The 14,172-nt window shown below is 72.3% G+C and carries 11 protein-coding genes and 1 pseudogene; 7 read left to right on the top strand and 5 right to left on the bottom strand.

The genetic code is table 11. The features are described 5' to 3' along the window. Positions 1–52: 52 nt before the first annotated feature. Positions 53–505, bottom strand: a complete 453-nt coding sequence (locus ACIRB7_RS16525; protein ID WP_403598394.1) for a nucleoside deaminase — start codon at positions 503–505, stop codon at positions 53–55. Further along, complete coding sequence (locus tag ACIRB7_RS16530) at positions 502–1,377, bottom strand: LLM class flavin-dependent oxidoreductase (RefSeq protein WP_403598397.1); 876 nt, start codon at positions 1,375–1,377, stop codon at positions 502–504. The genes ACIRB7_RS16525 and ACIRB7_RS16530 overlap by 4 nt, the downstream gene beginning before the upstream one ends. A gap of 94 nt (positions 1,378–1,471) precedes the next feature. On the opposite strand from ACIRB7_RS16530, the gene ACIRB7_RS16535 reads away from it, so the two are divergent. After that, positions 1,472–1,942: an Lrp/AsnC family transcriptional regulator gene (locus ACIRB7_RS16535; RefSeq protein WP_351211538.1), complete on the top strand. Its 471-nt coding sequence runs from the start codon at positions 1,472–1,474 to the stop codon at positions 1,940–1,942. A 107-nt stretch (positions 1,943–2,049) separates the two neighbouring features. Continuing rightward, a pseudogene (locus tag ACIRB7_RS16540) lies at positions 2,050–2,169 on the top strand (CGNR zinc finger domain-containing protein); the annotation flags it as partial. A gap of 53 nt (positions 2,170–2,222) precedes the next feature. On the opposite strand, the gene ACIRB7_RS16545 reads toward ACIRB7_RS16540, so the two are convergent. Then, positions 2,223–4,232: a SpoIIE family protein phosphatase gene (locus ACIRB7_RS16545; RefSeq protein ID WP_403598401.1), complete on the bottom strand. Its 2,010-nt coding sequence runs from the start codon at positions 4,230–4,232 to the stop codon at positions 2,223–2,225. A 16-nt stretch (positions 4,233–4,248) separates the two neighbouring features. After that, the gene (locus ACIRB7_RS16550) at positions 4,249–5,841 is read right to left on the bottom strand and encodes an oleate hydratase (RefSeq protein WP_403598404.1); all 1,593 of its coding nucleotides are present in this window, start codon (positions 5,839–5,841) and stop codon (positions 4,249–4,251) included. Positions 5,842–6,114: 273 nt separating this feature from the next. Between ACIRB7_RS16550 and ACIRB7_RS16555 the strand changes: the two genes are divergently transcribed. Both ACIRB7_RS16555 and ACIRB7_RS16560 read left to right on the top strand, forming a co-directional pair. After that, a complete protein-coding gene (locus tag ACIRB7_RS16555) occupies positions 6,115–7,554 on the top strand; it encodes a Gfo/Idh/MocA family protein (RefSeq protein WP_403598407.1) in 1,440 nt (479 codons plus the stop codon). A 64-nt stretch (positions 7,555–7,618) separates the two neighbouring features. Then, positions 7,619–8,629, top strand: coding sequence for an NEW3 domain-containing protein (locus ACIRB7_RS16560; protein ID WP_403598409.1), 1,011 nt, complete (start codon positions 7,619–7,621; stop codon positions 8,627–8,629). 72 nt (positions 8,630–8,701) lie between these two features. Here the strand turns inward: ACIRB7_RS16560 and ACIRB7_RS16565 are convergent, their stop codons facing one another. Continuing rightward, positions 8,702–9,499 carry a DeoR/GlpR family DNA-binding transcription regulator gene (locus ACIRB7_RS16565; protein ID WP_403598412.1) on the bottom strand — a complete coding sequence of 266 codons (798 nt, stop codon included), beginning with the start codon at positions 9,497–9,499 and terminating at the stop codon, positions 8,702–8,704. 310 nt (positions 9,500–9,809) lie between these two features. Between ACIRB7_RS16565 and ACIRB7_RS16570 the strand changes: the two genes are divergently transcribed. The 3 genes from ACIRB7_RS16570 to ACIRB7_RS16580 all read left to right on the top strand — a co-directional run bounded on the left by ACIRB7_RS16570 (position 9,810) and on the right by ACIRB7_RS16580 (position 14,164). After that, complete coding sequence (locus tag ACIRB7_RS16570) at positions 9,810–10,760, top strand: SIS domain-containing protein (RefSeq protein ID WP_403598414.1); 951 nt, start codon at positions 9,810–9,812, stop codon at positions 10,758–10,760. A 74-nt stretch (positions 10,761–10,834) separates the two neighbouring features. Continuing rightward, on the top strand, positions 10,835–11,671 hold the full coding sequence (locus tag ACIRB7_RS16575) for a ketose-bisphosphate aldolase (protein ID WP_403598417.1): 837 nt from the start codon (positions 10,835–10,837) through the stop codon (positions 11,669–11,671). A 201-nt stretch (positions 11,672–11,872) separates the two neighbouring features. Beyond that, complete coding sequence (locus ACIRB7_RS16580; RefSeq protein WP_403598420.1) at positions 11,873–14,164, top strand: SpoIIE family protein phosphatase; 2,292 nt, start codon at positions 11,873–11,875, stop codon at positions 14,162–14,164. Positions 14,165–14,172: the final 8 nt, after the last annotated feature.

Genomic DNA, 14,172 nt, shown 5'->3' on the forward strand with positions numbered 1-14,172 from the left:
GTCGTCCTCCGGCGGCGGAACCCGCGCAGGCCGCGGCGTCCGGAGCTCGGCGTCAGCGGTAGTGGGGCGCGACCACGGCCCGTACCTCGTCGAGCAGCGCGGGTCCGTGCTGCGGCACGGGCGGCCGGCCGCTGCCCGGCCTGATGTCCAGGAGCTGCTCGTTGGACAGGGCGAACACCACCCGCCGCAGCCCGGCCTGTTGGATGGCCGCCTCGCACATCCCGCACGGCTGGCAGCTGGTGTACATCGTGGTTCCCGCGGCCGTCGCCACGTCCAGCTCTCGTGCGGCCCACCTCGCCAGCTTCAGTTCCGGGTGCGCGGTGATGTCGTCACCGGTGAGGGTCGTGTTGCGTTCCTCGGCCAGCACCGTTCCGTCCGGTCCCGACAGCAGTGATCCGAACGGCGGGTTGCCGCTCGCGCGTGCCTCGGCCGCGAGCGCGATGGCCCGCCGGAGGAGGACGTGGTCCTCAGGGGTGAGGGCGGGGGTGGGGCCTGGGGTGGTCATGGGTGCTCCGTTCTGGTGCGGGGTGCGATGTGGGGCGCCCGCGTGTGCGCGGCCACCGTGGCGAGGGCTTGCCAGGCCGCCTGCGGGTGGTGGGTCTCACGGGGGTCACCCTGGTAGGGGTCGAGGACGACGGAGTCGACGCCCAGCAGCCGTAGTTGGTCGAGGTCGTCCATGATCTGGTCGATGGTGCCCTCACCGGCGAGCCGTTCCGGTCCGTCGACGGGTGTCGCGGTGAGTCGGAGGGCGATCCGGGGGGCCAGGGCGGGAACGGGGAACTGTTGCCCTTCCGCGTACGCCTCCATCCTGGTCACGGCTTCGCGCAGCCACGGCAGGGTGGGACGCAGCGGGTGCCACGCGTCTCCGAGCCGTACGGCCCTGCGCAGTCCCGCGTCGCTGTTCCCGCCGACCCACAACGGGATGCCGCGGTCTCCGTAGGAGGCGGTGTCCGCCCATGCCGCCCGGATGTCCCTCAGATGGTCGTCGGTCAGCCGTCCGCGCTGCGTGAACGGGATGCCGAGGGCGGCGAACTCCTGCCGTGCCCAGCCCACTCCCACACCGAGGACGAGCCGCCCGCCGCTCAGCTCGTCCAGGTTGGCCGCCATCCGGGCGGTGAGCAGCGGGTGGCGGTAGGGGGCGATGAGGACCGTCGTCCCGAGCCGGATGCGGGTGGTGAGGCCGGCCAGCCAGGACAGGGTGGTGAAGGGCTCGTAGAAGGGAGCCGGATAGCGTTCGGCGACGTCGGGCGTGATGGCTACGTGGTCCGAGACCATCAGGAGGTCGAAGCCCAGGCCCTCCACGGTCCGGGCCCAGTTCCGCAGGACTCCCGGGTCGGTTCCGGGGCCGAAGTTGAGGACGTTCACGCCGATCTTCATGATCCCGAGCGTAGTCAGCCCATACGACCCGGCTGAAGGGATTCCTCCCTGTGCTCGCGCCCGTTCGCCGTGGATCTACCGGTAATCTGACCGGATGACCGAGAGTCTTGACGCGACGGACTGGGCGATCCTGGACGAGGTCCAGCGGGACGGCCGGATCGCTTTCACGGAGCTGGCGCGCCGGGTGAACCTGAGCACCTCGGCGACGACGGAGCGGGTGCGACGCCTCGAGGCGGCCCGGGTGATCACGGGGTACCAGGCGGCGGTGGACCTGGAGCGGACCGGATACCCGGTGATGGCGGTGGTCCGGCTCAAGTACCCGGGGCCGGGGACCCGGCACGAGCCGCTGCGCCGGCTGCTCGGCGAACGCCCCGAGATCCTGGAGTGTCTGCGTACCACCGGAGACGACTGCTACGTCATGAAGGTGGCGACCACGTCGATGGCACACCTGGAGGAGATCGTCGACGAGCTGGCCGAGTTCGGGAGCACGACCACCAACCTCGTACTCAGCCGGACACTTCCGTTCCGTGGCCCCCGAGTCCCTCGGGCGGACTCCGCCGGGTAGGCGCGGGCGCGGTCACGGCATCGGTCCGCCCGGGATGCCCAGGTCCAGGCGGTCGGCGAGACCGGCATCGGTGAAGGCGGCTACCAGTTCGGCTCGCCCCTCGGTGGAGCCCCGGCCACCGGTATCTGCTGCGCCACGGCCGCCGCCACTGGTGCTCCACCCGCTGCGGGGACCGTGCCCGCGCCGCCCGCGCCTACGCCCGGCGCACCGAGCCGAAGGCCGACTGACGCGAACCCCGCCTGCGTACCTGCGTATCCGCGTATCCATGGCCCCGTCGCCGTCACCCGGGAGGCTCGGCCTCCTCCCCCAGTTCCGCCCAGACGGTCTTGCCCTCGTCGGTGTAGCGCACGCCCCAGTTCTGCGCGAGGGTGGCGCAGATGAGGAGGCCGCGGCCGCCCTCGTCGACGGCCTTGGCGTGGCGGAGGTGGGGGGCGGCCTGGCCGGCGTCGCCGACCTCGCAGATCAGCGTGGTGGCGGAGTCCCGGATGAGCCGCAGCGTGATCGGCGCGGCGCCGTAGCGCACGGCGTTGGTGACGAGTTCGCTGGCGACGAGCGTCACCGTGAACGGGTCGGCGGGATGCTCCCACTCCCGGAGGCACGCCTCGACATGGGTGCGCGCGGCGCCGACGGCGGCGAAGTCGAAGGGGACGGTCCACTCGGCCAGTTCGCTCGGCGGCAGGTGACGGGTCCGGGCGAGGAGGAGGACGCGGTCGGGGGCGAGGAGCCCTTCCACGTCGTCCGCCATGGCCTCCACGTCGCGTCCGGGGTGGCCGAGGGCGCGGAGGAGGTCCTCCGTCGGGGGGTCGGCGTCTCCTGAGGTGGCGGGAGAGGCCAGGCAGAGCGTGCTGCCTTCCGGCAGGCGATGTTCCGCGCAGGCGAAGGGCGGGCCCTCGGCACCGAGCAGAGGGCCCTCGTCGACGGGTTTCGTGTCGATCGACCCGTCGGGCCTGACGACGGCGAAGAGCGAGGTGCCGGCGCGGGCGATGTCGAGTCGTCCGCCGACGGGGTCGTGGACGGCGACGGTGCAGCTCGCCGTCGGGCGGTCCTTCTCGGACGCGTCCGTGTGCTCGGCCGCGAGGCGGAGGGTGGTGTCGTGCAGGCGGGCGAGGAGTTCGTGGGGGTCGAGGTCGAGCGTGGTCAGGCTGTGGACGGCGGTCCGCAGCCGGCTCATGGTGGCGACGGCGCTGAGTCCCGCGTGCTCGACCTGACCGACGACGAGCGCCACCCGCGCCCCCGGCAGGGGGACGACCTCGAACCAGGCTCCGGCGCCGCTCCCGCCGGGGCGGTGCCGCTGCGCCACGTCGACGGCCCGCTGCGTGGCCTCCTCCTGACGCAGCGGCCAGCTCTGCAGCGCGGTCATGATCACATGCTCGCGGGTGAACCGCAGGGCGTTCTCCAGGCACGTCGCCGTCCGGTCCGCGATGCCCGCGACGAGTTCGACGTCGTCCGCGTCGTAGGGCTCGGCATCCGCCGTCCGCTGGAAGGCGACGACCCCGAAGATCTGCCCCCGTACCGTCAGCGGGGCGACGAGGCGCGTCCCGGTGGACCCGCCGTCCCCTGCGCACGGGAGCAGTACGGCCTTGGACGGCAGCGCCTCGCCGAAGATCCCCGGGAGCAGGGTGGCGCCCGCCGCCGGGACCGCAGGACCGGTGTCGGTCCGGCCCGCGGCGGTGCAGCGCAGGAGGGGTGACGGGTTCCGGGACCGCAGGCCCGGTTCCCTCCCTCTCAGCACGGCGTCGGTGAGGGCGACCACGACGGAGTCGGCGAACCGCGGCAGCGTCAGGTCGACGAGTTCATGGGCCGTACGCTCCACGTCGAGGCTGGAGCCGATCCGTTCGTGGGCGTCCTGGAGCAGCCGCAGCCGGGCCTGTGCGCGCTCGCGCGCGGTGACGTCCGTACTCGTGATGACCAGGCCGAGCACGCCTCCGGCGGCGTCCTGGAGGCGGTAGGCGGAGACGGAGAAGACGTGCTCGGTCCGGCGGTCGGTGGGGGGCCGGCCGGTGACGAGGCGGTCGAGCGCCGGGCGGCCGGTGGCGAGGACGGTGCGCAGGACGTCCTCGTCGACGCTGACCCCCGCGGGGGCGTAGGCCTCCGCCGCCGGCAGACCGACGAGCCGTTCCGCCGGGATGCCGCGGATGCCGACGGCGACCGTGTTGACGCGGACGACGCGGAGCTCCGTGTCCAGGACGTGGAGGCCGATGTCGGACTGGGTGAACACCGCGTCCAGGACGGCTTCGCCCCAGGGCCCCGAGGCAGCGTGTTCCCGCGACTCTTCGGGCTCCGTGTTCACTCGTGCCTCCCGGGCATCAGGCGAAGGCGGTCTTCAGCGCGGACCAGGCGATCTTCGGATCGGCGAGGCCGTGGTACATCGCGGGGATCTCCCGGTCGACGCCGAAGTGGTGGTAGACGGCCAGCATGGCGGAGCGGACCGAGTACTCGACGGTGAAGACGACGTCGTCGGGGATCTCGACGAACTGTCCGAGGAAGGCGAAGTTCTGGGCGCCGTCCGGGACGACGAGGGGGCGGTCGGCGACGACGCGGCGCTGGAACTGGGCGTCGATGTAGGGCATCTGGACGGTGGTGACCTGGGTGGTCGCCCGTACCTCGTCGGCGATGTCGTCGAAGCCGAGGTGGCCGAGGAGTTCGTCGAGGATCTCGGCGCCGGTGCAGTCGTCCATCTTCTTGGGCACGTGGTCGCCGGGGACGTCGCCGAAGAGCCCGTACCCCCACAGCGTGTACGTGTCCTCCCGCTGCTCACGGAAGTGGGGCTGCGCCGGCACCACGACCGAGAGGAGCCAGCGGGAGTCCTTCCAGGTCATCAGGGCGCCCTCGCCGGGGACGTTGCCGGTGTACTCCTGGATGCGGTCCAGGAGGGTGCGGCCGGTCATGGTGAGGGTGAAGGACTCCCATTTGGTCTCGTCGATGTTGCCGCAGAAGGCGTTGGGGCGGCCGAAGTCGGGGGCGTTCTTGGCGATCGACTCCCAGAGCCGCCAGGAGCCGTCCCGCTTGTCGCGGATCAGCTCGGGGACGGTGGTGCTGTCGCCGTACGCGGTGTCGGCGGTCATGGAGCCGATGGTGAGGAACGTGTAGTCGTCCTCCCCCAGCTCGATCGTCCCGTCCTCGGCGCCGTCCCGCTCCAGATGGAGCCGGGAGATCCGGCGGGCGGCGGGGCCCGAGAAGTCGACGTCGGCGACGGTCACCCCGAACTCGGTCCGCACGCCCTGGGCGGTGAGCCACTCCTGGAGCGGGCGGATCACGGAGTCGTACTGGTTGTACTTGCTCCGCCGCACACCGGACAGGGTGTGAATACGGTCGAACTCCTGCACGAAGGCAAGGAAGTACCGCTTCAGCTCGATCGCGGAGTGCCAGTTCTGGAAGGCGAACGTGGTCCGCCACATGCACCAGAAGTGGGTCGTGAAGAAGTGCGGCTGGAAGAAGTCGTCGATGCGCCGGGCCCCGATCACCCGCTCCGGCAGGGCGAGCAGCCGGGTCATGTCGGCGCGGTCGCGCGTGTCCAGGCCGAGGAGGGAGGCGTCGGCGATGGTGCGGTCGGCGTTGATGATGCGGGCCTTGGCGTTCGTCGGGTGCTCGATGTTGAAGGCGAGCATCTCCTGCCGTACCGAGATCGCCGGATCGTCCAGGGTGGGGATCGACTCCAGGAGGTTCCACAGGCACACATAGTGCTCCTCCTCGAACATCCGGCCGCCCCTGGTGACGTATCCGCCCTCGCGGGTCGGGGCGGGGGCGCCGTCCATCGAGCCGCCCGCGATCGGCAGCTGCTCCAGGATGCGCACGTTCCGCCCCGGCACTCCCGCGTCCCGCACGAGGAACGCCGCTGCCGCGAGCGAGGCGATCCCTCCGCCGACGAGGTGGACCTTGGAGTGCTTCGATGCCGGCACGGGCGGGACCTCCGGTTCGCGGGCGGACGCAGCGCGGACGGTCGGGAAGCGACGTGTCGACCCGACCGCCCAGCCCTACGAGCCTCACCCGGATCGGCCCTCGGCGCGAACCGAGCACGTGGCGCGCGTGAACGATCCACGCAAAGGATCTGGCCAGGGATGCGCGGCCATGCTTATAACTACCTCGCAATGAACACCTATTGACACACATCCGATCGTCCCGTCACAGTCGTCACGCGTCCGCTGCCGTACGCCTAGAGGAGCGATGAATCCATGACAGAAACCCCCGCAGTCTCACGCCGCCTGATCCTGGGAGGCGCTGTGGCCGCCACCGGGGCGCTGGCCACCGGCGTCGGAGCGGCGGCGGCCCCCGCCGCCGCCGCGACGGACACGGCGGCGGCGACGCCGCGCCGCAGGGCGGGCCAGAGGTCGATGATCGACGTGGCCTACGAGCCCCACCGGACGGTCCGCGTCGGTGTCATCGGCCTGGGCAACCGGGGCTCCGGTATGACCACGGGCTGGTCCGTGGTGCCCGGCTGCACCGTGACCGCCGTCTGCGACATCCGCGCGGACCGCGCCAAGCGGGTCGCCGACCGGCTGGCCGCCGACGGCAGGCCCCGCCCCGTCGAGTTCGGCGGCTCCGCCGACTCGTACGCCCAGATGCTGCGGCGCGACGACATCGACCTCGTCTACATCGCCACGCCCTGGGAGTTCCACTACGAGCAGGGCAAGGCCGCGCTCCTGGCCGGCAAGCACGTCATCGTCGAGCTGCCCATCGCCACCGGGCTCGACGAGCTCTGGGACCTGGTCGACACCTCGGAGCTCACCCGGCGCCATCTGATGCTGGCGGAGAACTGCAGCTACGGCCGCAACGAGCTGGCCATGCTCAAGATGGCGCACGAGGGACTGTTCGGCGACATCACCAACGGGCACGGCGGCTACCTCCACGACCTGCGCGCCCTGCTGTTCTCCGACACGTACTACACCGACTCCTGGCGCCGGCTGTGGCACACCCGCAGCACCGCCTCCTTCTACGCCATGCACGGGCTCGCGCCGATCGCCGCCGCCATGGACATCAACCGGGGCGACCGCATGACCACGCTGCGCGCCACCGCGACCGCGCCGAAGGGCCTGGCCGACTACCGGGAGCGGTTCGTGCCCCGGAACCACCCCTCCTGGAACGAGACGTACGTCAACGGCGATCTCGTCACGTGTCTGATCGACACGGCCAAGGGCCGGGTCATCCGCGCCGAGCACGACGTGAGCTCGCCCCGCCCGTACAGCCGGATCAACACGCTCGCCGGCAGCCGGGGGATCTTCGAGGACTACGCCGGGGTGCTGTCGGCCGGGGGCGGACGCGTCTACGTCGAGCCGGACCACAGTGGACACGCCTGGCGGGACTTCGGCTCCTACCGCAAGGAGTTCGACCACTGGCTGTGGAAGAAGATCGGTGACGACGCCGCGAACAACGGCGGCCACGGCGGCATGGACTACGTCCTGCAGTGGCGGACGGTCCAGCTGATGCGGGCGGGCCTCGTCCCCGACATCGACGTCTACGACTCGGCGGCCTGGTGCGCCCCCGTCCCCCTGAGTGTCATGTCCCTGGCAGCAAAGGGGCGGCCCGTGCAGATCCCCGACTTCACCCGGGGAGCCTGGGTCAACCTGCGCATGGGGCTCGACTCGCGCACCACCGACATGCCGCCCGTCGTCTGACACCTCCCTTCACCCTCTTCACCCCCTCCACTTCCTCCACCCCCTTCCCGAGAAGGAGCAGTACGTGAGATCAGCAGGACTGGTCGGATCGCTCAGAGCGGTGGCCGTGGCAGGTGCGCTCGCACTCCTCCCGGCCGCGGCGGCGGCAGGGACCGCGGTCGCGGCGGAACAGGAGCCGGCGCCCGCCGCCGCCCGGACGGCGGTGACGATCTCCCCCGTCGACCTGGCCGGCCCGGCCATCTCCACAGTGAAGGTGACCGTCACCAACGCCGGACCGGAACGGATGCGCTCGCTCAAGGTGTCCTTCGGCGGCCCGACCGGCTGGGCCGTCCAGCCCTCCGTCCTCAGCGTGGACGGTTCCCTCACCACGGGGGCCTCCGCCGACGCCACCTTCCGCATCCAGGTGCCGGAGCAGCGCGGCGGGTTCACCGTCCGTACGTTCACCGCGACCGCGACCTACCAGGGCGGCGACGGAGTCGGCTCGGCCACGGCCACCAGGACGCAGCGCAGCGGCACGCCCCTCGCGAGCCTGGCCGCCGCGTACAACAACGTGGCCGTGACCGACGAGAGCGACACCACGCCCGGGGACTACGACGGCGAGGGCAACAGCTTCTCCGCGCAGAAGCTCGCCGACGTGGGGCTGCGCCCCGGAGCGCCCGTCAGCGCCCTGGGCGCGGAGCTGCACTGGCCGAACGTGCCGAGCGGCACCAGGAACAACGTCACCGCCTCGGGCCAGGCCGTCGCCCTGAGCGGTGCCGGTGGCAGGCTCGTGTTCCTCGGCTCGGGCGTCACCAGCGGGGCGTCGGGTACGGCCACCGTGTACTACACGGACGGGACGAGCAGCACCGGCTCGTTCGGCTTCCCGAACTGGTCGTTCGACCCGGCGAACGCCCACGGGGCGACCCTGGTGGCGTCGAGCGACGGACGCAACCGGCCGAGCGGGTACGGGAACGCCGGCATCAAGTACCGCGTCTTCGCCCACTCCATCCCCCTCGACGGGACCAAGCAGGTCGACTTCGTGGTGCTGCCGAGCAACGGCAACATCCACCTGTTCGACATGGCCATCGCGCCCTGAGCTCCTGAGGCCTGAGGGCCTGACAGCTGCCCAGCCCGCCCCGGACCTCACCCGAGGTCCGGGGCGGACCCGTCAGACCGCGATCACCTTGATGCCGAGGTCCTGGAGACGGGCGGTCATGTCGGCCGGGGCACCCGAGTCGGTGACGACGACGTCGACTGCGTCGAGTCCGCAGATCCGGGCGAAGGCACGCTTCCCCATCTTCGACGAGTCGGTGACCACGACGACGCGCTGGGCGCGCTCCGCGAACAGTCTGCTGATGCTCGCCTCGTCCTCGTGACGGGTCATCACGCCGAGCCGGGGGTCGAGCCCGTCCACGCCGAGTACGGCGATGTCGAGGACGACCTCCTTCAGCACACCCGCCGTCAGGGGGCCCACCAGCTCGTACGTCTGGGGGCGGGCCACCCCGCCGGTGACCACGAGCTTGATCTGGGGCCGGACCGCGAGCTCGCCCGCGATGTTGAGGGCGTTGGTGACGACGGTGAAGGCGGGCGCCGTGGCCTCGGTCGCGCCACGCTGACCGCTCCCCACCCGCAGCGCCAGCGCGCGGGCCACCTCCGTGGTGGTCGTCCCTCCGTTGAGGCCCACGACGTCTCCGTCGCCGATGAGTTCCGAGACCGCGGCGGCGATGCGCTGCTTCTCGGAGGCGTTCCGGGACGACTTGTACCGCAGGGGCAGTTCGTAGGAGACGCCGTGGGCGATGGCTCCGCCGCGCGTCCGGACGAGCATCTGCTGCTCCGCGAGCTCGTCGAGGTCGCGCCGGATGGTCGCGGCGGAGACCCGCAGGGACGCGGCGGTCTCGTCGACCTCCAGCCTGCCCTCGGCGGCCAGCAGCTCAAGCAGGGCGTTCCACCGCTCGTGTTTGGACATGCTCCGGCGCTCCTTAGACCTCGATCCCCGCGATCCCCGCACGCGCGTGTCGCGAGGTGCGCCCGGTGGCCCGCCGCCGGGCCGTGTCGCTGACGAATGGGGAAGCGTAACCCGTGCGCGGAAGGGCCCGCCGCTGCGGGGTGTGGGCCTTCCGCGCGACGTCACGGCCTGCCCTCTGGACCATGAGCCACCGTTCCGCCATACTTCTCGCACCAAATATGCTTGCAATTGATCGAAGTAAGCGCTCACCATACGTTTTCACGCACCAGTCAGGGGTGTGTGGGCCTGTCCTCCGAAGGAGCCGTTCCCCATGACCACCACAGCGTCGTCCCGTACCTCGGTCGAGATCGCCTCGCAGCCCGACACCTGGCTGCGGGTGAAGGAGTCGTCGGCCCGGCACGCCGACGTCCTGCCCCGCCGTGGCGAGCGCGTCGCCGTCGTCGGCTGCGGAACCTCCTGGTTCATGGCCCTGGCCTACGCCGAGCTCCGCGAGCGTGGCGGTCACGGCGAGACGGACGCCTTCGCCGCGTCCGAGTTCCCGCACGGGCGCCGCTACGACCGCGTGCTCGCGATCAGCCGCTCGGGCACCACGACCGAGGTCCTGGACCTCCTGGCCCGGCTGAAGGGCACCACGCCGACCGGTGCGATCACCGCCGACCCGGAGACCCCCGTCATGCGGGTGGCCGACGCCGTCGCCGTACTCGACTTCGCCGACGAGGAGTCGGTGGTGCAGACGCGGTTCGCCACCACCGTGCTCGCCCTGCTGCGCGCGCACCTGGAGGCGGAGGACGCGCTGCCGGCCGGCGTGCTGCCGCTCGACCGCGCGATCTCCGACGTACGGCGGGCGATCGCGCTGGACCTCGACGCCGACGTGTGCGCCGCCGAGCAGTTCACCTTCCTCGGCACCGGCTGGACCTACGGGCTCGCCCTGGAGGCCGGCCTGAAGATGCGTGAGGCCGCAGGCGCGTGGACGGAGGCGTACCCGGCCATGGAGTACCGGCACGGCCCGATCAGCATCACCGGTCCCGGCCGGGTGACCTGGGTCTTCGGCCCGACCCCGGCGGGTCTCGCCGACGACGTCGCCCGGGTCGGCGGCACGCTCGTCGCCGGATCCGGCGACGGCTCCGGCGCTCTCGACCCGCTGGCGGACCTCGTCCTGGCCCAGCGGCTCGCCGTCCGGCTCGCGGAGGCCCAGGGCTTCGACCCCGACCGGCCGCGCAACCTCACCCGCTCGGTGATCCTCGACGACCCCCGTGCCTGACGACGCCGGACGTCCCTCCGACATCGCACGTCCCCGCGCCCCCTTCCGTACCTCCGGTCCCGTGGAGAGAAGCCATGCCCCTGTCCGCCACTGACGAGATCGTCGCTCCCGCGTACGCGAGGACGTCCGGTGTCGGCGCGTTCAACGTCGTCCAGATCGAGCACGCCGAGGCGATCGTCGCCGGGGCGGAGAGCGCGGGGCTGCCCGTCATCCTCCAGGTCAGCGAGAACACCGCCCGCTACCACGGCTCGCTCGCACCGATCGGCCTCGCGTCCCTCGCCCTCGCCCGCGCGGCGGACGTCCCGGTGGCCGTCCACCTCGACCACGCCGAATCGGCCGACCTGGTCCGCGAGGCCGTCGACCTCGGCTTCACGTCCGTCATGTTCGATGCCTCCAAGCTGCCGTACGCCCAGAACACGGCGGCGACCCGGGAGATCACGGACCACTGCCACCGCGCGGGCGTGTGGGTCGAGGCGGAACTGGGCGAGGTCGGCGGCAAGGACGGCGCCCACGCCCCCGGCGTCCGCACCGACCCGGACGAGGCCGCCGCGTTCGTCACGGCGACCGCCGTGGACGCCCTCGCCGTCGCCGTCGGCAGCTCGCACGCGATGCTCACCCGCGACGCCGTCCTCGACTTCGGTCTCATCGCCCGGCTACGGGCCGCCGTGGGCGTGCCGCTCGTCCTGCACGGCTCGTCAGGGGTCGCCGACGACGATCTCGCCAAGGCGGTCACGGCCGGCATGACCAAGGTGAACGTCTCCACCCACCTCAACAAGACCTTCACCCGGAAGGTACGCGACCACCTCGACGCCCACCCCGATGCCGCCGACCCCCGGAAGTACCTCGGCCCGGCGCGCGACGCCGTCGCCGCGGAGGTGGCACGGCTCCTGCGCGTGCTCGCCGTCGGCTGACCCGTACGGCTCGTGGGGGGCTCGAACGGGACTCGTAGGGGGCTCGACCGGGACTCGTACGGGCCGGCCCCGGCCCGGGCGCGTCCCACTCCCCGCCATTCGGGCCCTGACGGCGTGCCGAGGAGCGGACGCGCGGGCAGAGTGGCGGTGAGAGCCGTGGTCCTCGCCGGTGACCAGGTGTGGAACGGAGTGTGCACCCGGATGGCCCGCACGAACGACGACCCCCTCGACGCCGGGCACGCGGCCGGGCTCGTCGTGGACGCCGACGGGACCGTCCTGAGCTGCACCCCCGCCGCGGAGGCGCTCCTGAACCGCACGGCGCGGGACCTGCGCGGGCTGCGGGTCCGCGACCTGCTCGCGGACCCCGGCAGCTGGGGGACGGTCATGGCGCAGCGGGACGGACCGGTCTGGGAGGGGCGTGCGGAACTCGCTCCGGACGGCGGCGGCGACGTGCTGTTCCGCGTCCTGCCGCTCGACGACGGGCGGGATGCCGGCGACGCGCGCCAGTTCCTGATCCTCGCCGCCCCGCGCGCCCTGGTCGCGCAGTGGCGTCAGGGCCATGCCTTCATGCGGGAGCTGTTCCTCCAGGAGCGTGTCGGTCTCGCCGTCCTGGACAAGGAGTTGCGGCTGGTCCGGACGAACACCCCCCTCCTTCCCTATACGGGTGTTCCGGCCGATCTGTACGGGGCCCGGCTCGCGGACTTCCTCCGGGAGTCGGACGCCCGGGCGATCGACGCGCGGCTGCGCGAGGTGCTGACGACCGGGGCTCCGCTGGTCTCGGTCGACGTGGAGGTCCACACCCAGGTCGACCCGGGTACGGGCCGGATCCTGGCGCTTTCCGCGTTCCGCCTCCAGGGAACGGACGGCGGGGTCGCGGGGGTCACGGCCATGTTCCTCGACGTCACGGAGGAACGGCTCTCGCGGCGCCGTCTCGACCTGCTGCACCGCGCGACGGCGGCGCTGAGCGCCAATCTCTCCGCGGAGGAGACCACCCGGGATCTGGTCGAGCTGCTCGTCCCTGGCCTGGCCGACGTGGCGGTCGTGGATGTCGCGGAGGCCGTCTTCACCTTCGAGGAACCGGGCCCCGAGCCCAGCGACTCCCTGCGCCGGGTGGCCGCGGCCGGGGGCTCCCCCGGGCTGCTCGACGCCGGTGCCGGGGTCGATCCCGTCGCCTCCCCGTACGGGATGAGCGCGTGGCTCCGGGCCAGGGGGCTGCTCCTCGGCCGTATCCAGGTCGGGCGGGGCGAGGGCCGGCCGCCGTTCACCCCCGAGGACCTCGCCCTGCTCGACGAGATCGCCTCCCGGGCGGCTCTGGTCGTGGACAACGCCCGCCGGTACAACCGCGAGAGGAGCGCCGCGATCAGCCTGCAGCGCAGTCTGCTGCCGTCCCCGACGACCGACACCGTCGCGGTCCACACCGCGAGCGTCTACCTCCCGACCGACACGGCCAACGGGGTCAGCGGCGACTGGTTCGACGTCATCCCCCTGTCCTCCGCGCGGGTCGCCCTCGTCGTCGGCGACGTCGTCGGCCACGGTCTCCAGGCCACCGCGACGATGGCGCGGCTGCGCACCGCCGTACGGACGCTCGCGGACCTCGACCTCGAACCCGACGAGCTGCTGACCCACCTGGACGACCTGGTGTCGCAGTTCGTGATCGAGGCCGGCGAGGCGACCCGTACCCCGGGGGCGGAGACCGCCTACGGCTCGTTCGGTGCCACCTGCCTGTACGTGACGTACGACCCGGTGACCCGGCGGTGCCTCGCGGCCAGCGCCGGGCATCCGCCGCCGGCCCTGGTGGCTCCGGACGGGACCGTCGGCTACCTCGACGTCAGTCCGGGTCCGCCGCTCGGCGTCGGTGGGCTGCCCTTCGAGCCGGTCGAGACGGAGGTGGCGGACGGCAGCGTCCTCGCGCTGTACACCGACGGTCTGATCGAGCGTCGCGGGCACGCCGACCTCGACTTGGGCATGGCGGCGCTCGGGAACGCGCTGTCCGCGGCGGTCGCCCTCGGCCGACCGCTTGAGGAGGCCGGGCCCGAGGTGGTGCGACAGCTCGTTCCGGGCCCGCTGTCGGACGATGTGACGCTTCTGCTCGCGCGGACCCGGGCGGTGCCAGGACGGGACACCGCCGCGTGGACGTTCGCGGCGGATCCGTCGATGGTGGCGGAGGCCCGGGAGCGGGTGCTGGACCAGCTGTCGCGGTGGGGCCTGGACGAACTGGCCTTCACCACCGAGCTGGTGGCGAGCGAGCTGGTCACCAACGCCATCCGCTACGCGGGCGGTCCGCTCGAACTCCGGCTGATCCGGGCGGCGTCGCTGATCTGCGAGGTCGCCGACCGCAGCAGCACCCAGCCCCGTATGCGCCGGGCGCAGGCCTCGGAGGAGGGCGGCAGGGGCCTCTTCCTGATCGCGCAGCTCACCGACCGGTGGGGCAGCAGGTACACCCGGTACGGAAAGACGATCTGGACGGAACAGGCCCTGCCCCCGCCTAGTTGAGCGCCGCC

The sequence above is a fragment of the Streptomyces sp. NPDC093795 genome (assembly GCF_044764665.1).
Lineage (GTDB): Bacteria > Actinomycetota > Actinomycetes > Streptomycetales > Streptomycetaceae > Streptomyces.

Bases quoted from the DNA above. Each gene is read 5' to 3' on its own strand.
- ACIRB7_RS16525 (WP_403598394.1), bottom strand. From the start codon at position 505: ATGACCACCCCAGGCCCCACCCCCGCCCTCACCCCTGAGGACCACGTC.
- ACIRB7_RS16530 (WP_403598397.1), bottom strand. From the start codon at position 1,377: ATGAAGATCGGCGTGAACGTCCTCAACTTCGGCCCCGGAACCGACCCG.
- ACIRB7_RS16535 (WP_351211538.1), top strand. From the start codon at position 1,472: ATGACCGAGAGTCTTGACGCGACGGACTGGGCGATCCTGGACGAGGTC.
- ACIRB7_RS16555 (WP_403598407.1), top strand. From the start codon at position 6,115: ATGACAGAAACCCCCGCAGTCTCACGCCGCCTGATCCTGGGAGGCGCT.
- ACIRB7_RS16565 (WP_403598412.1), bottom strand. From the start codon at position 9,499: ATGTCCAAACACGAGCGGTGGAACGCCCTGCTTGAGCTGCTGGCCGCC.
- ACIRB7_RS16570 (WP_403598414.1), top strand. From the start codon at position 9,810: ATGACCACCACAGCGTCGTCCCGTACCTCGGTCGAGATCGCCTCGCAG.
- ACIRB7_RS16575 (WP_403598417.1), top strand. From the start codon at position 10,835: ATGCCCCTGTCCGCCACTGACGAGATCGTCGCTCCCGCGTACGCGAGG.
- ACIRB7_RS16580 (WP_403598420.1), top strand. From the start codon at position 11,873: ATGGCCCGCACGAACGACGACCCCCTCGACGCCGGGCACGCGGCCGGG.